This is a genomic window from Microbacterium sp. M28 (assembly GCF_025836995.1).
In the GTDB taxonomy this organism is placed as follows: Bacteria; Actinomycetota; Actinomycetes; order Actinomycetales; family Microbacteriaceae; genus Microbacterium.
In genome coordinates, this window is sequence record NZ_CP107546.1 from 2,461,342 (window position 1) to 2,482,550 (window position 21,209).

General features: G+C 69.9%; 18 protein-coding genes. 1 reads left to right on the forward strand and 17 read right to left on the reverse strand.

Going from position 1 to position 21,209, the window contains the following annotated elements:
• Positions 1-80: 80 nt before the first annotated feature.
• The 3 genes from OED01_RS12040 to groES all read right to left on the reverse strand — a co-directional run bounded on the left by OED01_RS12040 (position 81) and on the right by groES (position 2,840).
• Complete coding sequence (locus OED01_RS12040) at positions 81-1,337, reverse strand: ABC transporter substrate-binding protein (RefSeq protein ID WP_264155521.1); 1,257 nt, start codon at positions 1,335-1,337, stop codon at positions 81-83.
• A 134-nt stretch (positions 1,338-1,471) separates the two neighbouring features.
• Positions 1,472-2,401 (reverse strand): EamA family transporter RarD, encoded by a 930-nt coding sequence (rarD, locus tag OED01_RS12045; protein WP_264157968.1) that lies wholly within the window; start codon positions 2,399-2,401, stop codon positions 1,472-1,474.
• 142 nt (positions 2,402-2,543) lie between these two features.
• Positions 2,544-2,840 carry a co-chaperone GroES gene (gene groES / locus OED01_RS12050; RefSeq protein ID WP_017203655.1) on the reverse strand — a complete coding sequence of 99 codons (297 nt, stop codon included), beginning with the start codon at positions 2,838-2,840 and terminating at the stop codon, positions 2,544-2,546.
• A gap of 159 nt (positions 2,841-2,999) precedes the next feature.
• Here groES and OED01_RS12055 point away from each other — a divergent pair, with 159 nt between their 5' ends.
• A complete protein-coding gene (locus OED01_RS12055; protein WP_264155522.1) occupies positions 3,000-4,259 on the forward strand; it encodes a THUMP-like domain-containing protein in 1,260 nt (419 codons plus the stop codon).
• Between the two features lie 6 nt (positions 4,260-4,265).
• Here the strand turns inward: OED01_RS12055 and OED01_RS12060 are convergent, their stop codons facing one another.
• From OED01_RS12060 to OED01_RS12125, 14 genes are all read right to left on the reverse strand, one after another.
• Positions 4,266-5,327, reverse strand: a complete 1,062-nt coding sequence (locus tag OED01_RS12060) for a hypothetical protein (RefSeq protein WP_264155523.1) — start codon at positions 5,325-5,327, stop codon at positions 4,266-4,268.
• Positions 5,324-6,448, reverse strand: coding sequence for a hypothetical protein (locus OED01_RS12065; protein ID WP_264155524.1), 1,125 nt, complete (start codon positions 6,446-6,448; stop codon positions 5,324-5,326). The genes OED01_RS12060 and OED01_RS12065 overlap by 4 nt, the downstream gene beginning before the upstream one ends.
• Before the next feature lie 83 nt (positions 6,449-6,531).
• Positions 6,532-6,978 carry a hypothetical protein gene (locus OED01_RS12070; RefSeq protein ID WP_264155525.1) on the reverse strand — a complete coding sequence of 149 codons (447 nt, stop codon included), beginning with the start codon at positions 6,976-6,978 and terminating at the stop codon, positions 6,532-6,534.
• A complete protein-coding gene (gene tsaD / locus OED01_RS12075; RefSeq protein WP_264155526.1) occupies positions 6,975-8,048 on the reverse strand; it encodes a tRNA (adenosine(37)-N6)-threonylcarbamoyltransferase complex transferase subunit TsaD in 1,074 nt (357 codons plus the stop codon). Before tsaD ends, OED01_RS12070 begins: the two co-directional genes overlap by 4 nt.
• Positions 8,045-8,620, reverse strand: coding sequence for a ribosomal protein S18-alanine N-acetyltransferase (gene rimI / locus OED01_RS12080; protein WP_264155527.1), 576 nt, complete (start codon positions 8,618-8,620; stop codon positions 8,045-8,047). Before rimI ends, tsaD begins: the two co-directional genes overlap by 4 nt.
• A complete protein-coding gene (tsaB, locus tag OED01_RS12085) occupies positions 8,617-9,240 on the reverse strand; it encodes a tRNA (adenosine(37)-N6)-threonylcarbamoyltransferase complex dimerization subunit type 1 TsaB (RefSeq protein WP_264155528.1) in 624 nt (207 codons plus the stop codon). The genes rimI and tsaB overlap by 4 nt, the downstream gene beginning before the upstream one ends.
• An 81-nt stretch (positions 9,241-9,321) precedes the next feature.
• On the reverse strand, positions 9,322-9,804 hold the full coding sequence (tsaE, locus tag OED01_RS12090) for a tRNA (adenosine(37)-N6)-threonylcarbamoyltransferase complex ATPase subunit type 1 TsaE (RefSeq protein WP_264155529.1): 483 nt from the start codon (positions 9,802-9,804) through the stop codon (positions 9,322-9,324).
• Complete coding sequence (gene alr, locus OED01_RS12095; RefSeq protein ID WP_264155530.1) at positions 9,801-10,907, reverse strand: alanine racemase; 1,107 nt, start codon at positions 10,905-10,907, stop codon at positions 9,801-9,803. Before alr ends, tsaE begins: the two co-directional genes overlap by 4 nt.
• Entirely contained in the window at positions 10,904-11,263 is a 360-nt protein-coding gene (locus OED01_RS12100) for a holo-ACP synthase (RefSeq protein ID WP_264155531.1), read from the reverse strand. The genes alr and OED01_RS12100 overlap by 4 nt, the downstream gene beginning before the upstream one ends.
• A gap of 141 nt (positions 11,264-11,404) precedes the next feature.
• A complete protein-coding gene (gene glmS, locus OED01_RS12105) occupies positions 11,405-13,252 on the reverse strand; it encodes a glutamine--fructose-6-phosphate transaminase (isomerizing) (protein ID WP_264155532.1) in 1,848 nt (615 codons plus the stop codon).
• Between the two features lie 61 nt (positions 13,253-13,313).
• Complete coding sequence (coaA, locus tag OED01_RS12110; RefSeq protein WP_264155533.1) at positions 13,314-14,267, reverse strand: type I pantothenate kinase; 954 nt, start codon at positions 14,265-14,267, stop codon at positions 13,314-13,316.
• 26 nt (positions 14,268-14,293) lie between these two features.
• A complete protein-coding gene (locus OED01_RS12115) occupies positions 14,294-16,783 on the reverse strand; it encodes a glycoside hydrolase family 3 C-terminal domain-containing protein (RefSeq protein ID WP_264155534.1) in 2,490 nt (829 codons plus the stop codon).
• A complete protein-coding gene (yicI, locus tag OED01_RS12120; RefSeq protein ID WP_264155535.1) occupies positions 16,783-19,104 on the reverse strand; it encodes an alpha-xylosidase in 2,322 nt (773 codons plus the stop codon). The genes OED01_RS12115 and yicI overlap by 1 nt, the downstream gene beginning before the upstream one ends.
• A complete protein-coding gene (locus OED01_RS12125; RefSeq protein ID WP_264155537.1) occupies positions 19,101-21,155 on the reverse strand; it encodes a beta-galactosidase in 2,055 nt (684 codons plus the stop codon). Before OED01_RS12125 ends, yicI begins: the two co-directional genes overlap by 4 nt.
• Positions 21,156-21,209: the final 54 nt, after the last annotated feature.

The following is a 21,209-nucleotide window of genomic DNA, read 5'->3' on the forward strand; positions in this document are numbered from 1 at the left end:
CCCGCACCGCGCGACACCGACCTTGGCGCACGAAAAGGGCTCCGGATGCCGAGGCATCCGGAGCCCTTTTCGTATGCGTCTTACTTCAGACGGGTCTGCACGTTCTCGGCGTCGTACTCGTAGACGCCGATGTCAGCGCCCTTCGGGTCGTTGTTCTCGTCGAACGTGACCTTGCCCGAGTAGCCGTCGTAGTCCGGCGTGCCGCCGGCGTTGATGATCTCGGCGCAGTCGGCGAAGCTCGTGCACGGCTCGCCCTCGCCCTCGCCACCGGACACCGTGCGCATCGCTCCCGCGATGTCGGCGCCTTCGACGGAAACCGCGTACAGGGCCGACAGCGCGATGAGCGTCGCGGCGTCGTACGCCTCAGCGGAGTAGGTCAGCGCGTCGATGGGCTCGTTGCCACCGGCGGTCCAGACCTCGTTGAGCTGGTCGATGAAGTCGTCAGGCAGCTCGGCGCCGGCACGGGTGCCCTTCGACCCCTCGAGGCTGACGGGAAGGTCCGGCCAGTCCTTGAGGTTGCCGTCGACCAGGTACAGTGCACCGGTGTCGATGCCCGCATTGCCCAGCAGCGGCGCGATGGTCGCGAACTGGTCGTACGAGACGACGGCGACCGCGTCTGGCTTCTCGGCGGCGATCGTCTGCACCTGAGCGTTGAACTGGCCATCGCCCTGGTTGTAGGACGCCTCGGCGACGACCTCGCCACCGGTGCCCTCGAACGTCGTCTTGATGGCCTCGAACAGGCCCGTGCCGTACGGGTCGTTCTGGTAGATGATGCCGAGCGTCTTGTGCCCGTCCTCGGCGATCTGGTTGCCCAGGACCTCGCCCTGGAGCAGGTCGCTCGGCGCGGTGCGGAAGTAGAGGTCGTTGATGCCCGAGAAGTCCGGCGACGTGTTCGACGGCGAGACCGTGAGGATGCCCGCACCGGCGTTGCCGTCGAGGATCAGCTTCGTCACGCTCGAGGACGCGGCACCGACCATGGCCGTGATGCCCGCGCTCTGGAGGTTCGTGATCGAGGTCTCGTACGCCTTGTTGTCCAGGTCGCCCTCGTCTTCGCTGACGAGCTCCACCTGGATGCCTGCATCCGCTTCGTTGATCTGCTCGACGGCGAGCTGGACGCCCGCCTCCATGGGAGCGCCGAGGAAGGCCAGCGTTCCCGTCGCGGGCAGGAGCGAGCCCAGCGTCAGCGACAGATCGACGTTCTCGGGACGCTCGTTCGTCGCCTCAGACGACTCGGGGGCGGGTGTGGGTGTGCTGCACCCCGCCATGACCAGCGCCGACGCTCCCAGCAGTGCGATTCCTGCCAGCAGCTTGGGGCGCGAACCCTGCAAACCGTTCATATTGCTCCTTCGACAACAGCGAACATGGCGGTACCACGTCCGGGTGCTCTAACACTATGACCGGGCCCGGCGCCTGCGGGTATCGGTGCGCTAACGATCTGATTTCGCGCAGATGACGACGCGGATGCCGCGGATCAGACGAGTTCGGCCGCCGGCATTCGGCGGTGCCGCCGTGCGGCGAGGACGAGGTCGACCACGAAGACGGCAACCGCCGCCCAGACCAGGATGAAGCCGATCCAGCGCTCGGTCGGCATCGGTTCGTGCAGGAGGACCACGCCGATGAGGAACTGCATGATCGGGGTGATGAACTGGATCATCCCGATCACGGTGAGATTGATGCGTCGTGCACCGGAGGCGAACAGCAGCAGGGGAACCGCGGTCGCGACGCCGGCGAAGGACAGCAGGAGCGTGTGCCAGACGCCGTTGTTCCCGATCGTGATGCCGGTGGTCGCGCCGACCGCGATCAACTGGACGACCGCGATGGGGATGAGCCAGAACGATTCGACGGTCAGCCCGCTGACGGCATCCACCGACGGACCGATCTTCTTCTTGATCAGACCGTAGACGCCGAACGAGAGCGTGAGCGTCAGCGCGATCCACGGGACCGTGCCGTACCCCACGATGATCACGACGACCGCGAGCGCGGCGATGCCGACCGCTGCCCACTGCAGCCGGCGCATCCGCTCGTGCAGGACGAACACTCCCAGCAGCACCGTCGTGATCGGGTTGATGAAGTACCCCAGGGCGGTTTCGACCACCTTGTCGTCGAGCGTGCCGATGAGGAACGCCTGCCAGTTGACGTAGATGAGGACGCCGGCGAGCGCGGTGAGGCCGAGCAGGCGCGGCTGCCGGACGATGGCCAGGAGCCGCTGCCACCCCCGCGTGATCGCGAGCAGGATGACGCAGAACGCGAGCGAGAAGAGCACCCGCCAGGCGACGACCTCCCAGGGGCCGGTGGGCGCGAGCAGGAGGAAGTACAGCGGGAGGACGCCCCAGAGCAGGTACGCGCCGAGGGCGTACAACGCCCCGGTGGTCTGCTCCGTGCGGGGCGGGGTCTTCGTGATCACTGATCCACCCTACGACCGGGCCCGGACGTCGGATGCCACGAGCTGCCACGTTGGCAGGAAACGGATCAGCCCTGGCCGGGGAAGCACGAAGGCCCGGATGCGTGATGCATCCGGGCCTTCGAAGCGATGGTCGCTCAGATCAGCGCACGACGACCGCGAGGACGTCGCGGGCCGACAGGACGAGGAACTCGTCTGCGCCGAACTTCACCTCGGTGCCGCCGTACTTGCTGTAGAGCACGCGGTCGCCGACGGCGACGTCGAGCGGAACACGGTTGCCGTTGTCATCGATGCGGCCGGGGCCCACGGCCACGACCTCGCCCTCCTGGGGCTTCTCCTTGGCGGTGTCGGGGATGACCAGTCCACTCGCGGTGGTCTGCTCGGCCTCGACCTGCTTGATGACGATGCGGTCCTCGAGCGGCTTGATGGAAACCGACACGGTCTACCTCTTCTTTCTTGACGCTGACACGAAAGACTCGTTCGCACTCTCAACCCGAGAGTGCTAATGCCAGTGTATGACGTCGGCTGGCACTCACGCAATGCGAGTGCCAGTGAGGCGTAACGCGCTGGGCGAACGCGTGCCGCGTAGGCTGAACCGGTGGAGATGACCGAGCTCGCCGCCCTGCTCACCCCGGACGGACTGGATCTGCTCGACGACGTCGGGAGCATCGAGTCCACAACCGATGTGGCGAGAGTCGTCTCACGTCTGCGTGCCGCCGGCCACTCCCCCGAACTGGTCTCCGCCGTCGTCGGTCAGGCGAGGCTGCGCACCAAGGCCACCGCGAAGTTCGGCCCGTTCGCACAGCGGATGCTGTTCACGCAGGCAGGTCTCGAGCAGGCCACGCGTCTGGGCGTCGCGGCTCGGCACGCCGGGCGCATGCGGAACGCGGGGATCGCGCACGTGGCGGATCTCGGCTGCGGCATCGGCGGAGACGCGCTCGCGTTCGCGGGCGCCGGGCTGACCGTCACGGCCGTCGACGTCGATGAGGTCACGGCGGCGATCGCGGCGTACAACCTGGCGGCGTTCGGCGAGGATGCCTCCGTGTCGCACGGGACGGCGGAGGATGCGGTGAGCACGATCTTCGGAGATGTGCGCCATCTTCGGAGGTTCACCCCCGAAACGTCCGAAGACGACGCACATCTCCGCGGGAACAGCACAGCGATCTGGATGGACCCGGCGCGCCGCACCTCCGGTCACAGCGAGACGCTGCGCGTGACGGCATCCGACTACTCCCCCTCGCTGGACTGGGCGTTCGACGTGGCCACCCGCATCCCGACCGGCATCAAGCTCGGTCCGGGGCACGACAGGGACGCGCTCCCCGAGGATGCCGAGGCGCAATGGGTGAGCGCTGAGGGCAGCGTCGTCGAGCTCGTCGTCTGGACCGGCGCTCTGGCGCGGGAAGGCGTCCGCCGCGCCGCGCTCGTGATCCGCGGCGACGAGTCGCACGAGCTGACTGCGGGAGCCGATGCCGAGGATGCCGAGGTGCGCCCGCTCGGCGCCTTCGTCCACGAACCGGACGGCGCTGTCATCCGTGCCCGTCTGATCGGCGACGTCGCACGGAGCCTCGACGCCGGGATGCTGGACGAGCACATCGCGTATCTCACGGGGGATGCCGCGGTCACCAGCCCGTTCGTGCAGTCGTTCCGCGTGCGCGAGTCGATGCCGGCGAACATCAAGGCGATCAACGCCGCCCTGCGCCGAGCCGACATCGGAACGCTGGAGATCAAGAAGCGCGGCATGGACATCGATCCGGCATCCTTCCGCCGCAAGCTGAAGCTGAGCGGGTCGCGGAGCGCGACGCTGATCCTCGCGCGGATCGGCGATCACCGGACGGCTGTGCTGGCCGATCGGGTCTGAGGCTGCTCAGCCGATGGGCTGGATCTCGTCCTCTGGTGTGCGCGTGATCAGGAGCTGACGCGACGCCGGGTCGGGGAACGTGAGCTCGAACGTGGTCCGTTCTCCGGCGCCGTCCGGTTCGCCCATGTCGTGGGAGATGATGTCGAGACGCAGCGGCGCGTCCGCCACGCCCTGTGTCGAGGTGCAAGTGAAGAACGGACCGCCGGACTCGCCGACGTAGGTCAGGCACGACTGCCCTCCGGCGATCGTGGTGAGCCACACCGGGTACTCCTCGAAGGCTCCGACCACCTCGAACGATTCCACGACGAACTCCCGTGAGATCAGGGCGGTGTCCCGCGCGAGAGCATCCGCGGACACGGGTCCTGCCTCCGAGGACTCGATCCAGTGCGTCGAGAGCCGACCGGTGAGCTCACCGTCGGGCGATATCAGCGCCAGCGCCGTCGTGATCGTGACGGAGTCGCGCTCCGCGTCGGCACGCGGGTAGGACGCCACGAGCGAATCCCGCCGCACGACGTACTCCTCCGCGCACGTCGCTGCATCGCCGTCCGCATCCCCGACGATGACGCAGAGCTCCGCGCCGTGATCCTTCGTCGCGGCCCACACGACGGGGCTCGCGTCGCCACTGATCTGCGTGGCGGTGTCGACCGCGATGGCCCGCAACGAGCCTTCGTCGTACTCCCCCGCCGCGGCGAGGGCGTCCTGCCACTCCTGCTGCTGCGAGGTCAGCTCGATCGTGGACGACGACGCTCCGGTCGCCAGCGCCCATCCGACGCCGGTCCCCACGACGACCGCGAGAGCGATGACGGCCGCCGGAATGAGCCTGCGTCGACGCGGCGGCGGTGACTGCGCGTCGTCGACGGGCCCGGTGGCGGGTTCTTCCGGCTCGACCGGCTCGACCGGGTCGGTCGTCTGGGATGCCCCAGGCGCTGGATCGGCGACTCGGTCCGGCGTGCGCGTCGCGTCCTGCAACTCCCTGAGCCGCTCCGCCTCGGCATCCGTGAGCGAGCCGTTCGGTCCGTAGGCCTTCGCTCTCAGAGAAGCGAGCTCCGCAGCATCCGCTTCCCTCACGGCTCCACGTCTCCGGTCCGGTCGTCGATCCCTGTATCGACACCGGGAGCGGGCACGCGTTCGATCGTGAGCAACGGGCCGCGCGAGCTGGAGACGGTCACCTGGTAGCGCGTGACGGTGCCGTCGGGGCCGGCGATCTCCAGGGTCACGTCCTCGTCGGCGTACTGGGTGCACGCCCGATCGACGCCGTCGATCACGGCGACGAGGATGCACGTGCCCATGCCCGTGTACTCCAGCCAGATCGGGGTCTCGTCGTCGTATCCGACGATCTGCAGCGTCTCTCCGGGGATGCCGGTCTCGCTCTCGATCCGATCGATGTAGGCGAGCTCGCTCGCGGTGTACTGCGCGCGCCAGTCCCACCGGTCAGCCGTCCAGAAACGACTGACCATCGTGATGTCGCCGTCGACGTCTCGGACGAGGCTGACATCCAGGCTTCCGGCCGGGCTGCCTTCGGTCTCCGGAATGTCCAGCGAGGTGCCCAGCCAGAACCCGTTCTCCTCGATCTGATCGGTCGGGTGGCACCCGTTCGCCTCGCTCGTGTCGCGAGTGATGACGACGCACTGCATCTCGCCGTCCTGCCTGGTCGCGTTCCAGACCGTCGCGCCGTGCGACTGCCCGATGGGCGTGATCGAGCCGGGGTCGTAATCTCCCGCTTCCTCGAGCGCGGCCTGCTCGGCACCGACCGCGATCGAGAGCGCGATCGATCGCACCACGCTCTGTCCGAACACGGCGAAGCCCGCACCGAATCCGAGGAGGAGCGCGACGGCGACGGCCGCGAACGGGAACCACCGGCGTTTCGAGATGCCGCGCAGACCGGCGGATGCCGCACGGGTGTCGGCCGGCTCGGTGTCCGTGCCTTCCTCAGGCTCGTCGAGGGACTCCGGCTCCCGGAATACGGTGGAGCCCGCAGCCGGCGGGTCGATCGTGCGGCTGGCCTGCGCCGGCGCTTCGTCGTGATGTCCGGCCTCGAGCTCCGTGCTCGCTGCGCGCGCAGGGGCCGTCCCGCGTGCGCGCGCCTGCAACTCCTCGAGGCGCTCCGCCTCGGCAGCCGTCAGCTCGCCACCGGGTCCGTAGGCCTTCTCCCGCAGTTCGCGCAGCTCGTCGTCAACGCTCTCCGCCATCGCCGCTCCCCCTCATCAGTCCGCGTCGTCCGGACCGTCGACGCCCGCGCCGCTCTGCGCGTTCCCCCGGCGACAGCATCCGACTACCCGAAGGTTCCCGGTTGCATGGCTGCCCAGACGAGCCAGCCACCGCTGTACAGTGTCGCGATGATTCCCAGCACGAGCGCCCAGATCGCGATCGGCCGGCTCTCCAACGGGCGCCGCAGCGACATGATGGCCGCGATCACGGCGACGATCGCCACCGGGATGCCCCAGCCGACGAAGAACGAGGCGATCAGCGCGACGACCGCGGCCAGCAGCGCCCACGGAGCGAGTCGCGTGTTGTCCTCGATCGGATCGGTCGTGCTCGGCTCCCACGAGCCCACAGCGTCCGCGTCCGGACCGCTCACCACCACGGGTTCGATGCCGACGGGTCCCGTGGGCAGCTTCGTGTAGCCCTCGCGCCGCGCACCCGGCAGTCGCGCGCTTCCGGCAGGCCTCTCCACGTCGGGGCTGGCGCCCTCCAGCTGCGGACGTGTCTCATCGCTCATGCGGCGGCCTCCGCGCGCTCGGCGATCTGGATCTCGGTCACCGGCAGTGTCGAGTCGGCGCCGAAGGCCAGCGTGGACGGGCGTCGCCCGGACGAGATCAGCTCGGCCGCCAGCGCCGCGATCATGGCACCGTTGTCTGTGCACAGCGACAGCGGCGGGATGCGCACGGTCACGCCCGCAGCCTGCGCCCGTGTCAGCGCGACCTCGCGCAGGCGTCTGTTGGCGATGACGCCTCCGCCGAGCAGCAGACGGGGCACACCCAGATCCTGACACGCGGCGAGCGCCTTCGTCACGAGCACGTCGACGACCGCTTCGCGGAAGCTCGCGGCGACGTCCGCGACGGGAACCGGCGACCCTTCGGCCTCGCAGCGCTCGACCCACCGTGCGACCGCGGTCTTGAGCCCGGAGAACGAGAAGTCGTACCGGTGCTTCGCCATGTCGGATGCCCGGGACAGCCCTCGGGGGAATCGGATGGCGTTCGGGTCGCCGTCCGCTGCCGCCCGGTCGATCTCCGGTCCGCCGGGGTACGGCAGCGACAGCAGCCGAGCGACCTTGTCGAACGCCTCCCCCGCCGCGTCGTCCATGGTCTCGCCGAGCAGCTCGACGTCCGTGGTCAGATCGCGCACATGCAGCAGCGACGTGTGGCCGCCGGACACGAGCAGCGCGATCGTCGGATACTCCAGCGGCTCGGCATCCGGGGTCAGGATGTCGGCCGCGATGTGCCCGACGAGATGGTTGACCGCATAGAGGGGCTTGTCGAGTGAGACGGCGAGGCCCTTCGCCGCGCCGACGCCCACCATGAGCGCGCCGGCGAGCCCTGGGCCCGACGTGACCGCGACCGCATCCAGATCCGCCAGGCTCACCCGAGCCTCGGCGAGTGCGGCCTCGATCGACGGCTGCAGCGCCTCGAGGTGCGCACGCGCCGCGACTTCGGGCACGACGCCTCCGTAACGGGCGTGCGCGTCCATGCTCGAGGCGATCGTGTTGGACAGCAGGGTCCGCCCGCGGACGATCCCGATCCCGGTCTCGTCGCAGCTCGTCTCGATGCCGAGCACCAGGGGTTCGCTCATGCCGTGGCCTCCTTCGCCGTCTGCGCGTCGCTCGATCCGGAGGAGATCACTCGATCCGGAGGAGCGATAGCGCCGTTCCGGTCCTCCGAATCGTGCGATGTCCTCCCGTTCGGGGGCTCCGTCTGCCACGCCCGCAGATCCAGCTTCATGACGATCGCGTCGACGCCGTCCGGCTGGTAGTAGCGCGGTCGACGGCCGAGCTCGGTGAACCCCTCCGAGAGGTAGAGCCCCTCCGCGCCCGGGTTGTCGGCGCGGACCTCGAGGAACACCTCGCGGTTGCCCCTGGCGGATGCTTCGGACAGCAGCGCCACCAGGAGCGCACGCCCTCGTCCTGCGCCGCGGTGCGCGTCGAGCAGGGCGATCGTCTGGATGTCGGCATCCGACGCGCCGCGCACCGAGCGCAGTCCGGCGTACCCGACGACGCGGCCGTCCTGCTCGTCGACGAGATAATGGCTGTACTCGCCCGCGAGTTCGGCCGCCATCGTCTCGGCGCTCCACGCGTCGGTCGGGAAAGACGCGTGCTCGATCGCCATGATGGCCTCGAGGTCGTCCGATGTCGCTCGGCGGATCATGAGCCGACCTTCTTCGGCGCACCGGGCAGCGTCACGTCGGGCTGCCTGAGGTACAGCGGCTCCTGGCCGACGAGGACGCGCCCCGCACGGGACGCGCGCAGACCGACGCGGGCGAGGGCTGCGGCGTCCAGCGCGATCGTCTCGATGGATCGGATGCCGGCGAGGTGCGTCTCGGCATCCGCTCGCGGCACCAGGATCGTGTCGGCCACGACGTGCGGGATGCCGTGGTCATCCAGCCCGTCGAACACCGTGATCGCGACTTCGCGGCGACGGGCATCCGTCACGATCGCGAAGCGGCCGGCCGCGGCATCCCTCTCCAGCTCGGTGAGCGCCGGCGCGAAGTGGCTCGGGACCGCGATCACGTCGACGCCGCGACCGAGGGCGAACGTGCGGGCGGTGGCGATGCCGATGCGCAGACCGGTGAACGGGCCGGGCCCCATACCGGCGACGACGTGGTCGATGCGGCCGGGTCCGGCTTCCTCGACAGCGCGGACGAGCAGATCGCCGATCACCTCGGCGTGGCCGAGCGGGTCGGGACTGGAGGCATCCGAGAGGTGCGCTCCGTCGCCGTCGACGATGGCGACGGCCGAGCCCAGCGAGGTGTCGACAGCGAGGATCACGCTTCCCAGGGTAGTCGCGGCGATGCGCCGCAGCCGCCTCCGATCGGGATCAGGCCGCGCGGGTCGTGCCGGATTCCGCGCTCATCGCTCGACGCGGGTGATCTCCACGAGGCGCGGAGCGTCGGCATCCAGATCCTCGTCCGCGATGCCGTCGGCTCCGCCGATGGGTCGGGACAGCTCGATGTCCCACCAGCTGTCGGCCACGGCATCCGCCATGCCCCTGCCCCACTCGATCACGACGACCGAGCGGGCGAAGTCGATGTCGAGATCGTCCAGCTCGGCGGCCGAGCCCAACCGATAGGCGTCGACGTGCACGAGCGGTGCGCGTCCGACGAGCGACGGGTGCGTCCGGGCGATCACGAAGGTCGGGCTCTGCACCGGACCTCGGACGCCGAGCCCTTCGGCGAGCCCGCGCGTGAAGGTCGTCTTTCCCGCGCCGAGCGGACCGGTGAGCACCAGCAGGTCGCCGGCTCCCAACTGCTCGCCGATGCGGAGGCCGAGCTGCTCCATCTCCTCGGCCGTCGCGATCTCGCGGCGTCCGAGGAACGCGGGGTCGATGCTCATGCGCCCCGCCTCGGTACGCGAGGGCCGATGCGCGTCACGATCTCGTAATTGATGGTGCCCGCGGCGTTCGCCCACTCGGTCGCCGAGGGGACGCCGAGGGTGGGGTCGCCGAACAGCACGACCTCGTCACCCACGGAGACGGGCGTATCGCCGACGTCGACGACGAACTGATCCATCGCGATTCGACCGGCCACGGTGAACCGGCGTCCGCCGATCGTCACGGGGCCGCGATCGGACGCCTGCCGCGGCACGCCGTCGGCATAGCCCAGCGGGACGAGAGCGAGCGTCGTGTCCCGGTCCGTGCGGTGCACGTAGCCGTAGGACACACCGGTGCCTGCGGGCACGCGGCGAACGGCGGCGACCGCGGCACGCAGCGTCATCGCCGGACGCAGGCCCAGTTCGCCGGAGGATCGGTCGTCGAAGGGCGAGAGGCCGTACAGCCCGATGCCGATGCGCACGGCGTCGAGGCGGGACTCCGGCAGGTCGATCGCCGCGGCGGTGGCGGCGATGTGCCGGATCTCCGGATGGATGCCGAAGGATGCCGCCTCGGTGACGCCCTGCTCGAATCGCGCGAGCGCCGTGCGATCGTCCTGCGGCGACGTGTTGGAGAGGTGGCTGAAGAGCCCGACGATCCTCACCCGGCCGATGCGCTCAAGGCGCGCGGCTTCGGCGAACACCCGCCGCCAGTCGCGCGGAGCGATCCCGTTGCGGCTCAGGCCGGTCTCGAGTTTGAGATGGACCCCGACCGGGCGATCGACCGCAGCAGCGGTGCCGGCGGCTTCGAGCTGGTCGAACGAGGAGATGCCCACCTCGACGTCGGCGGCGGCCGCCTCGACGAACGTCTCCCCCGGCTGGTGCAGCCACGCCATGATCGGCGCGCGGATGCCCTGCCGCCGCAGGTGCAGCGCCTCGGCGATCTCGGCGACGCCGAGTCGGGTCGCTCCGCCCGCGAGCGCGGCGACGGCGGCGGTCGCAGCGCCGTGCCCGTAGGCATCCGCCTTGACGACAGCGATGACCTCGACGCCGGTGAGGGCGCGCAGGTGCCGCACGTTGTCGGCGATCGCGTCGAGATCGATCCTGGCCTCGCGGAACGGAACGGTCACAGCGGAACTCCTTCCGCCACGACGAACGCGGCGGCGAGGCCGGCGTCATGGCTCAGGGACAGGTGGAGGGTCAGGATGCCGCGATCGGCCACGACCTCGGCCGTCGTGCCGCTGAGCTCGAACCGGGGGCGACCAGAGGCCTCCGATGTGATCTCGATGTCGATCCAGTGCACGCCGTCCGAACCACCGAGCGCCTTGATCAGGGCCTCTTTGGCGGCGTACCGCGCGGCGAGCGACGGCAGACGCAGCGTCCGCTCTGCGGGGGCGAACAGGCGCTCCATCAGGCGCGGTGTCCGGGTTACCGTGCGCTCGAAGCGCGCGATGTCGACGATGTCGATGCCGGTGCCGATGATCACCGATTCAGCCTACCCGGGCGCCGACACGCGGCACGGATGCCGACCGCGCCGTCGCACGAGAAGGGAGGCCGACACGCCAGTTGTCGGACGCTTCGGCGAAGAACGTCCGACATGTGGCGTGTCGGCCCCCGACACGATCAATCACTCCACGGTGACGGACTTGGCCAGGTTGCGCGGCTGGTCGACGTCGAGGCCCTTGGCCGTCGCGAGCGCCATCGCGAAGATCTGCAGCGGGACGACCGCGAGCAGCGGCTCGAAAAGCGCGCCGGCGAGCGGGATGCGGATGACCTCGTCGGCGAACGGCAGCACGGCGGCGTCGCCCTCTTCGGCCACGACGATCACGCGAGCGCCTCGGGCACGGATCTCCTGGATGTTCGAGACGACCTTGGCGTGCACCAGCGCGGAGTGGCGCGGCGACGGCACGAGGACGAACACGGGCTGCCCAGGCTCGATCAGCGCGATCGGGCCGTGCTTGAGCTCACCGGCGGCGAAGCCCTCGGCGTGGATGTAGGAGATCTCCTTGAGCTTGAGCGCGCCCTCGAGCGCGATCGGGTAGCCGACGTGGCGGCCGAGGAACAGCACAGAGCGGGTGTCAGCCATCCAGCCGGCGAGCTGAACGACGTGGTCCTGCTCCTCGGCGAGCACGCGGGCGACCTTCTCGGGCAGCGCCTGCAGCTCGGCGACGTCGACGGAGGCATCCGCGACGGTACCGCGCACGCGTCCCATGTGCAGGCCGAGCAGCAGCAGCGCGGTGATCTGCGCCGAGAACGCCTTGGTCGACGCGACGGCGACCTCGGGTCCGGCGTGCGTGTAGACGACGGCATCCGACTCGCGCGGGATGGTCGCCCCCTGCGTGTTGCAGATCGACAGCGTGCGCGCGCCGCGTTCGCGGGCGTACTTGACCGCCATGAGCGTGTCCATGGTCTCGCCGGACTGGCTGATCGAGACGACGAGCGTGTCCTCGCCGATCACCGGGTCGCGGTAGCGGAACTCGTGTGCGAGCTCGACGTCGACCGCGACGCGCGCCCACTGCTCGATGGCGTACTTGCCGACGAGGGCTGCGTAGGATGCCGTGCCGCACGCCGTGATGATGACGCGCGTGATCCCTGTGAACAGCGCGTCCAGACCGTCCAGTTCGGGGATGACGACCTGTCCGTCCTGGATGCGTCCGAGGATCGTCTTCGCGACGGCCTCCGGCTGCTCTGCGACCTCCTTCGCCATGAACGAGGGCCACCCGCCCTTCTCGGCGGCCGCGGCATCCCAGGAGACGTCGAAAGGCTCGGCCTCGACCGGCGTTCCGGCGAAGTCCGTGACCGTCACCTCGGACGGCGTGATGGCGACGATCTGGTCCTGTCCGATCGCGAGCGCCTTGCGCGTGTGCTCCACGAAGGCGGCGACGTCGGAGCCGAGGAAGTTCTCCCCCTCGCCGAGACCGATGACCAGCGGCGAGTTGCGGCGAGCGCCGACGACGAGGCCGGGCTGATCCTCGTGCATCGCGAGCAGCGTGAACGCGCCCTCGAGGCGGTTGACGACGTTGCGGAACGCGAGCTGCAGGTCGCCGCCGTTGTTCGCGTACTCGCGTCCGAGGAGCGCTGCGGCGACCTCGGTGTCGGTCTCGCTGCGGAAGCTCACGCCGTCGGCGAGGAGTTCGTCGCGCAGCGCGGAGAAGTTCTCGATGATGCCGTTGTGGATCACGGCGAGCTTGTCGTCGTCGGCGAGATGCGGGTGCGCGTTGACGTCGGTCGGGCCGCCGTGGGTCGCCCAGCGCGTGTGACCGATGCCCGTCGTCCCTGCCGGGAGCGGGCTCTCGCTCAGGGAGTCACGCAGCATGCCGAGCTTGCCGGCCTTCTTGCGCATCCCGAGCTCACCGCTCTCATCGATCACGGCGATGCCCGCGGAGTCGTAACCGCGGTACTCGAGACGGGCGAGCCCGGCGAGAAGGATGTCCTGGCTGGGCCGCGGGCCCACGTATCCGACGATTCCACACATGCTCACAAGGGTAAGCGGCGTTTTTTGCGAGGGTTCCGAACAATATTCGGGGCATCGCGTCTCACAGCTTGCGCAGCAGCACGCTCTCCACGGCGTGATCGGCGCCCTTGTTCAGCACGAGGGTCGCGCGGTGCTTGGTTGGCATGACGTTCTCGACGAGGTTCGGCATATTGATGTCGTTCCAGTAGCCCAGCGCCGTCTGCACCGCCTCGTCGTCCGTGAGGTGCGCGAAGACGTTGAAGTACGACGACGGGTTGCTGAATGCACCCTGACGCAGCGCGAGGAAGCGGTCGACGTACCAGCTCTCGATGTGCGCCGTGTCGGCGTCGACGAAGATCGAGAAGTCGAACAGGTCGCTGACGGCGACGTCGTTCGGCACGGGCGGCGGCTGCAGGACGTTGAGCCCCTCGACGATCACGACGTCGGGGCGGCGGACGACGACGTGCGCATCAGGCACGATGTCGTACCGCATGTGCGAGTAGAACGGTGCCCGCACCTCAGGGGCGCCGGACTTCACCTCGGTGAGGAACGAGAGCAGCGCGCGGCGGTCGTACGACTCCGGGAAGCCCTTGCGCTCCATGAGCCCTCGACGCTCGAGCTCCGCGTTCGGATACAGGAACCCGTCGGTGGTCACCAGCTCCACGCGCGGCGTGCCGGGCCAGCGGCTCATCAGCTCGCGCAGCAGACGCGCGATGGTCGACTTGCCGACGGCGACCGATCCGGCGACTCCCACGACGAACGGGGTCGTGGTGTCCTCCTCCTGGAGGAAGTCGCTCGTCGCCGCTCCCAGACGCTTCGTCGACGTGGCGTACAGGCTGAGCAGCCGGCTCAGCGGCAGGTACACCTCGCGCACCTCTGTGAGATCGAGCCGGTCCCCGATGCCGCGGATCTCGACGACCTCGGTCTCGCTCAGCGGCTGATCGAGGTCGGCCGCGAGCCGCGCCCACTCCGCGCGGCCGATCTCCCGATAGGGGGACAGCGGCAGCGTCGGCTCGGCGGTGGTCACGGCATCCATCGTATCCGCGCGCCGGACCGGCGCGCTCAGTCGACGATGCGCAGCGGCGCGGCGACCTCCAGTGCGTCCGCGGACGGGCCGGCGGCGATCCGGTACTCCCCCGCCTGCACGCGCAGCGCACCCGTGTGCAGCCAGTCGTCGAGGGCACCGTCGATCCGGAGGTTCTCATCCCACACCGCGAACCGCGCGGTCTGGAAGGAGATCTCGACCTCGCGGGTCTCTCCAGGCTCCAATCGCACCCGCCGGTAGCCCAGCAGCAGGCGCCGCGCCGGCGGGATCGGCAGGCCGTCGGGCGCGAGCCCGTACACCTGCACGAGCTCGTCCGCCGCCCGCTCGCCGGCGTTGGTCACGCGAACGGTCGCGGTCACCTCACCCGCTTCGCCGAAGGCGGGATGCCGATGCGACGGCTCCCCCGCAGTGACGGTGGAGACGGAGATCGAGACCTGCTCGTACGCGATGTCCGTGTAGGTCAGGCCGTGCCCGAACGCGAACGCGTACGGCGCCGGCTGGTGCCGATAGGTCGCCTGCTGGCGCTGCGTGTCGTAGTCGAAGAGGTCGCCCGCCTGCGCCGGGTCGGCCGGCCACGACTGCGCCAGACGTCCCGTGGGCTCACGATCGCCGCTGAAGACATCGGCGATGCCGTGTCCCAGTTCCTGACCGGCGTGACTCGTCCAGATGACCGTCGCGGCCTCCGCGGCATCACCGAGGACATACGGATAGCTGGAGACGATCGTGAGGACCGTGGGCGTTCCGGTCTCGTGCGCGGTGCGCCAGATCCCCGTCGCCGCCTCCGGCAGGTACAGGTGCGGCCGGTCCTCGGTCTCCCGTCCCGCGAGATGCGGATCGTTGCCGACCACGACGACCGCGAGATCGGCGCATGCCGCGACATCCGCGACGGCCTGCGCACCGGAGCGCACCGTCCGCACGGCGAACCGTTCGGCGCGATCGGGCGTCACGCCCTCGGCGAGTACGATGCCCACCTCACGCGAGACGCGCACCCAGCGACCCGAGCCGAGATGCAGCAGCGACCAGGTGCCGTCGGCGTGCACGTGCTTGCGGAAGCTCTCCTGCACGACCCAGCCGCCGACCCGGTCCGCGTCCGCGCGCATCGGCCAGGCACCGCCGGTGAGCAGCCGCCCCGAGGCGTGCGACCGGAAGGTGAGGATGCCGTCGCCCCAGTCGGTCACGTCCCACAGCGCGTCGTCGCCCGCCGACGAAGCCACTGCGGCGACGTGCGCTCCCGTCTCATCGGAGCGCAGGTAGGAGCCGTTGCTCGTCGATCGCAGCGCGATCGTGTCCGCGCCGGTCTCGACGCGCACCTCGGCATCCGGGTAGCGCTCGGCGAGTCCCCGAGCGACGCCGACCGCGTACGGCGGCGTCCCCGAGTACCAGTCGGTCAGCACGAGATCGGCGAGCTGACCGACCACCGCGATCGACCGCGGCGCCGCCAGCGGCAGAACGCCGTCGTCGTTGCGCAGCACCACGACACCGGCTGCAGCTGCCTCGCGCGCCAGTTCTCGTGCCGCGGGTGCGTCGATCGCATCCATGCCGATTCCGGCATACGGGTCCGCGTCGCCGTCGAACTCGCCGCTGCGCACCCGCATCTCGAGCAGGCGCAGCGCCGCACGGTCGATGTCGGCCTCCTCGAGCAGACCCGCGTCGAGGGCGGCGCGGAGGTTCGTCAGCGTGGGCGTCGCGTCCGCGTCGTTGTCGGTGAACGAGTCCATGCCGCTGCGCACGAGTGCGGCCGCAGCGTGCGTCATGTCCGGCTGCGCGCCCTGGATCGACACGACGAACGTGGGCGCGCCGGCATCCGACACGATCGCGAGCGAACCGGGCGCCCAGCTGCGCGCCTCGTCGGTGAGCTGTGGTTGGGTGTGCGCTGGCGAGCCGTTGACCTGGTTGTAGGCGAGCATGATGCTGCCGGCGGCCTCGGCCTCGATCGGCCCGCGGAAGGCCGGGAGCTCCTCCTCGTGCAGCGTCCGCAGCGACATGTTCGACGACGTCACCGACCGATCGGTCTCGTTGCTGTACGCGAGGAAGTGCTTGAGCGCGGGGACCGTCTTCCACACCCTCTCGTGGCATCCGCGGAGCCCGCGGGCATACGCGGTGCCGAACGCGGCGGTCAGGTGCGGGTCCTCCGAATAGCCCTCCTCGTTGCGCCCCCATGCCGGGTGACGCAGCGTGTTGACGACCGGAGCCCACACGTTCAGACTCACGAGCGGGTTCTCGGCGCGCTTCGCGCGCACCTCGGTCGACGCGACCCCGCCGACGCGTTCGATCAGCTCGGTGTCCCAGGTCGCCGCGAGGCCAACCGGCTGCGGAAAGACGGTCGCGGTGCCCAGCCAGGCGGCGCCGTGCAGCGCCTCGCAGCCGGTGCGGTACTCGGCGACGCCGAGCCGCTCGATCGCCGGCGCGGCCTGATGCAGCAGCGCGAGTCGCTCGTCGGACGTCAGACGGGACAGCAGGTCGGCGGCGCGGTCGGCCACGGATGCCGAGATGTCGCGGAAGAGCATCAGCGGTTCTCCTCGATCGTGATCGTCAGTTCTCCTGCGCCGTCGGCGGTCGCGGAGACGGCACCGGCCGAGAGCGACCAGGATGCCGCGGCATCCGTGCTGGACGCGACGATCCGTTCGCCCTCGCGGCGCACCCGGAACGTGGTGGCGGCCGTGCCGTCGTGACCTGGGACGGTCGTGACCGCGTCGTACCCGTCCGGGAGCGCGAAGCAGCGCAGGGTGACGCCGTCGGCCCAGTCGTAGTCCGGCCGGTCGTCGACGCTTCCCCACGGCAGCACCGTTCCGGGGCGCACGCGCAACGGCACGGACAGGTAGTCGTGCTGCTCGCGCACCCAGCGTCCGCCCGCGACCTCGGATCCGTCCAACAGGGACGTCCACAGACCGGACGGCAGGTAGTACTCGGCCGCGCCGTCGGCGTCGAAGACGGGCGCGACGAGGAGCGCGTCGCCGAGCATGTACTGCGTATCGGCGTCGAAGCCGCTGCGGTCGTCGGGGAACTCCAGCGCCATCGGACGCATCATCGGGATGCCCGTGGATGCCGCCTGCTCAGCCGCACCGCCGAGATACGGCATGAGGCGCATCTTGAGCCTGGTGAACAGACGCGTCACGTCGACGGCCTCCTCGTCGAACTGCCACGGCACGCGGAAGCTCGAGGACCCGTGCAGGCGCGAGTGCGACGACAGCAGCCCGAACGCGAGCCAGCGCTTGAAGAGTCCCGCGTCCGGTGTCCCCTCGAAGCCGCCGATGTCGTGGCTCCAGTACCCGAAGCCGCTCATCGCGAGCGAGAGCCCGCCTCGGAGCGATTCCGCCATCGACAAGAACGTGGAGTCGCTGTCGCCGCCCCAGTGAACCGGGAACTGCTGCGTCCCGGCGGTGGCCGAGCGCGCGAACAGCACCGCGTCCCCCTTTCCGCGGCGGCGCTCGAGCGCTCGGAACACGACCTCGTTGTACAACCGCGGATAGTGGTTGTGCATGCGGGCGGGGTCAGATCCGTCGTGCCAGACGACGCCCTCGGACGGGATCCGCTCGCCGAAGTCGGTCTTGAACGTGTCGACGCCCTGGTCCATGAGGCGTTCGATGTGACCGACGTACCAGTCTGCCGCCTCCGGGTTCGTGAAGTCCACGATGCCCATGCCGGCCTGCCACAGGTCCCACTGCCAGACACCGCCGTCGGTGCGCTTGAGCAGGTAGCCCTTCTCGGCGGCCTCGTCGAACAGCGCCGAGCGCTGGGCGATGTAGGGGTTGATCCATGCCGAGACCTTCAGACCGCGCTCGTGCAGGCGTGCGAGCTGGCCCTCCGGATCCGGGAACATCCGCGGGTCCCATTCGAAGTCGGTCCACTGGAACTCGCGCATCCAGAAGCAGTCGTAGTGGAACACGCTCAGCGGCAGGTCGCGCTCGGCGAACCCGTCGATGAACGCGTTCACGGTCGCCTCGTCGTAGTCGGCGGTGAACGACGTCGTCAGCCACAGGCCGAACGACCAGGCCGGCACGCGGGCCGGCCGGCCCGTGAACGCGGTGTATCGGCCCAGGACGTCCTTCGGGGTGGGGCCGCCGAACACGTAGTAGTCCAGGGTCTCCCCCGGCACCGAGAACTGCACGCGCGAGTTGACCTCGCTGCCGACCTCGAACGACACCCGGTCCGGGCTGTCGACGAGCACCCCGTAGCCGCGGCTGGTGAGGTAGAACGGCACCGACTTGTACGACTGCTCGCTGGACGTGCCGCCGTCCGCGTTCCACGATTCGACGACCTGGCCGTTCTTCACGAAGGCGCCGAAGCGCTCGCCGAACCCGAACACCCGCTCGCCCGGCTCGATCGAGAGCTGCTGGTGCACCCAGGTGTCCCCCGCGACGGTCTGCGGCCCGCCGTCGGCGTGGAACGAATCGTCGGCCGTGAAGTGTCCGATCGAGCGAGGAAGCGACCGGGTCAGCACGCGCCCGTCCTGCTCGAAGCGCACGTCCCACGCGCCGTCTCGGGTGACGACCACGCGCAGGTCGCCGGTCTCGAGCACGCCCTGCTCGTCGTCGACCGAGACCGTCGGCACGAAGCCCTCCTCGGGGAACGTCTCGAAGTCGGGCCCGCCGTTGATGCGGCCTGCGTGACGCTGCACCCTGACCTTGACGACGCCGGATGCCGGTGACGAGAACGTGACCGTCAGCATCGGCCGGTTGAGCGTGTCGCCGCGCTGACGGATCACCGCCGTCGGGGCGTAGACGGTCATGGTCCCGGCATCCGCGTCGATGCGGATGTCGTCGACCTGCGTCGCGTAGAGCGGGGTCAGACCCGGTCGGGTCAGCCAGTAGCCATCGGTGAACTTCACCAGGTGCGCCTTTCTGTCAGTGCTCGCACTTCGCCGGGCGCGATGCCGACGGAGTCGATGGTCTCTTCTCCGGTGAGCAGGTCGACGTGCGACCCGGTCACCGTGATGTCCGTGCGGGTGTCCGCGTGGTTGAGCAGGAACAGGACGTCCCCGCGGCGGACGGCTTCGAGGCCGTCGGGGAGCAGCCCCGCCGGCCCGCCCAGCGCATCGGTGATGCCCGCGGCCGCGAGCGCATCCGCGATCACCGCCGACAGAGTCGCCTGATCGAGGACCGCGCCCACGTACCAGGCCGCCCCCGTCCCGACGGTGCGCCGGGTGATGGCGGGGATACCTGCGAGGTCGCCGTCCGCGTGCCGCGCGAGCACGTCGGCGTCCTCGGCGCGGAGGCGTTCGGCGAGGATGCCCGCGTGCGGCTGAGCGACGGCGCGTCCGGCATCCCAATCGTCGGCCGGAGCGAGCGGGCTCCCGGCATCCGGCACCGCCCCCCATTCCTCTCCGCTCACACCGAGCAGATCGCGCAGCAGCACGGGGGAACGCCCCGTGAGAACCTGCGCGTTCTCGTCGGCGACGCCGCTGAACGGACCGATCACGACGTGCGCGCCGGCGTCGACGGCCGTGCGCAGGGCCGACGCGGTCTCGGGCGTCACGATGTAGGAGTGCGGCACGAGGATCGTCCGATAGCCGGCCAGGTCGGATGCCGCGGGCACGACGTCCGCGACCACGCCGCGACGCCACAGCTCGCGGTACCAGCGCGTCACCTCGGTCATGGTGCTCAGCCGCTCGGTCGGCCGAGCCGGCTCCTCACCGGCCCACCACGACGACCAGTCGAACAGGATCGCGACCTCGGCCGGGACGCGCGCACCCGCGACGGCGGTCAGCTTCTTCAGATCCTCGCCCTGACGACGGACGCCGCGGAAGACGTCGGAATCCGACCCTGCGTGCGGAAGCATCGCGGAGTGGAAGCGCTCCGCACCGGCCTTCGCCTGGCGCCACTGGAAATAGCAGACCGCATCGGCGCCGCGGGCGACGGCCTGCAGCGAATCACGGCGTGCGCGCAGCGGGGACTTCGGCAGGTTGTGCTCCCGCCACGAGGTCGCACTGATCGCCTGCTCCATGAGCACCCACGAGCGTCCCCGGCCGAGCGAACGCATGAGGTCCTGCACGAGAGCGATGTCCGCCGGCGAATCCGACGAGGCCGGATCCGGGTACTGATCGTCCGACACGACATCCACGTCGTCCGCCCACGCCCAGTAGTCGGTGAGCGCATGGAACCCCATGAAGTTGGTGGTGATGGGCTGAGCGGCCCCGGTCGCGCGGATGACGTCGCGCAGTTCCCGGTAGCACTCCCGCAGCTGGTCGGAGCTGTACCGGCGGAAATCCAGCGACTGGGTGGGGTTGACCAGGTACGGCATGCGGCGCGGCGGCAGGATCTCGTCGAAGTCGGCGTAGCGCTGCGACCAGAACGCGGTCCCCCATGCCTCGTTGAGCGCCTCGATGGTGCCGTAGCGGCGCCCCAGCCAGAGCCGGAACTCACGGGCGGCTTCGTCTCCGTGATCGACCTGGCCGTACTCGTTGCCCACGTGCCACATGCAAACGGCCGGATGCCCGGCGTAGCGTTCGGCGAGGTCACGGGTGATGGCGGCCGCGTGCTCGCGGTAGACGCGCGATGCCGGCGAGAACTGGTTGCGCGATCCGGGTATCAGGCGCACGCCGTCGCGATCGACGGGCAGCGTCTCGGGGTGGCGCATGCCCAGCCACGGCGGCGGCGATGCGACCGGCGAGGCGAGGTCGACGGCGATGCCGCCCGCGTGCAGCAGGTCGAGCACCTCGTCCAGCCAGCCCCACTCGCGTGCACCGGGCGTCGGCTCGATCATCGCCCAGCTGAAGACGCCGACCGTGACCAGGTTCACCCCCGCCTCGCGCATGAGTTCGACGTCCTCGCGCCACACGTCAGGCGTCCACTGCTCGGGGTTGTAGTCGCCACCGAATCCGAGGCCGTGCTCGGCGATGAGCGCGTCGAAAGCGCGGCGGGGTGGGGTCGTCGTTGACATGGTCTTCCGGTTCTGACTCGAGTTGTCGAAGCGTTTCAACAACGAGAACATATA

What these genes read in the sequence shown, in the direction of transcription:
- glmS (WP_264155532.1), bottom strand. Translation starts at nt 13,252, where the DNA reads ATGTGTGGAATCGTCGGATACGTGGGCCCGCGGCCCAGCCAGGACATC.
- OED01_RS12040 (WP_264155521.1), bottom strand. Translation starts at nt 1,337, where the DNA reads ATGAACGGTTTGCAGGGTTCGCGCCCCAAGCTGCTGGCAGGAATCGCA.
- OED01_RS12065 (WP_264155524.1), bottom strand. Translation starts at nt 6,448, where the DNA reads ATGGCGGAGAGCGTTGACGACGAGCTGCGCGAACTGCGGGAGAAGGCC.
- rimI (WP_264155527.1), bottom strand. Translation starts at nt 8,620, where the DNA reads ATGATCCGCCGAGCGACATCGGACGACCTCGAGGCCATCATGGCGATC.
- OED01_RS12115 (WP_264155534.1), bottom strand. Translation starts at nt 16,783, where the DNA reads ATGCTCTTCCGCGACATCTCGGCATCCGTGGCCGACCGCGCCGCCGAC.
- tsaD (WP_264155526.1), bottom strand. Translation starts at nt 8,048, where the DNA reads ATGAGCGAACCCCTGGTGCTCGGCATCGAGACGAGCTGCGACGAGACC.
- OED01_RS12070 (WP_264155525.1), bottom strand. Translation starts at nt 6,978, where the DNA reads ATGAGCGATGAGACACGTCCGCAGCTGGAGGGCGCCAGCCCCGACGTG.
- OED01_RS12125 (WP_264155537.1), bottom strand. Translation starts at nt 21,155, where the DNA reads ATGTCAACGACGACCCCACCCCGCCGCGCTTTCGACGCGCTCATCGCC.
- tsaE (WP_264155529.1), bottom strand. Translation starts at nt 9,804, where the DNA reads ATGAGCATCGACCCCGCGTTCCTCGGACGCCGCGAGATCGCGACGGCC.
- coaA (WP_264155533.1), bottom strand. Translation starts at nt 14,267, where the DNA reads ATGGATGCCGTGACCACCGCCGAGCCGACGCTGCCGCTGTCCCCCTAT.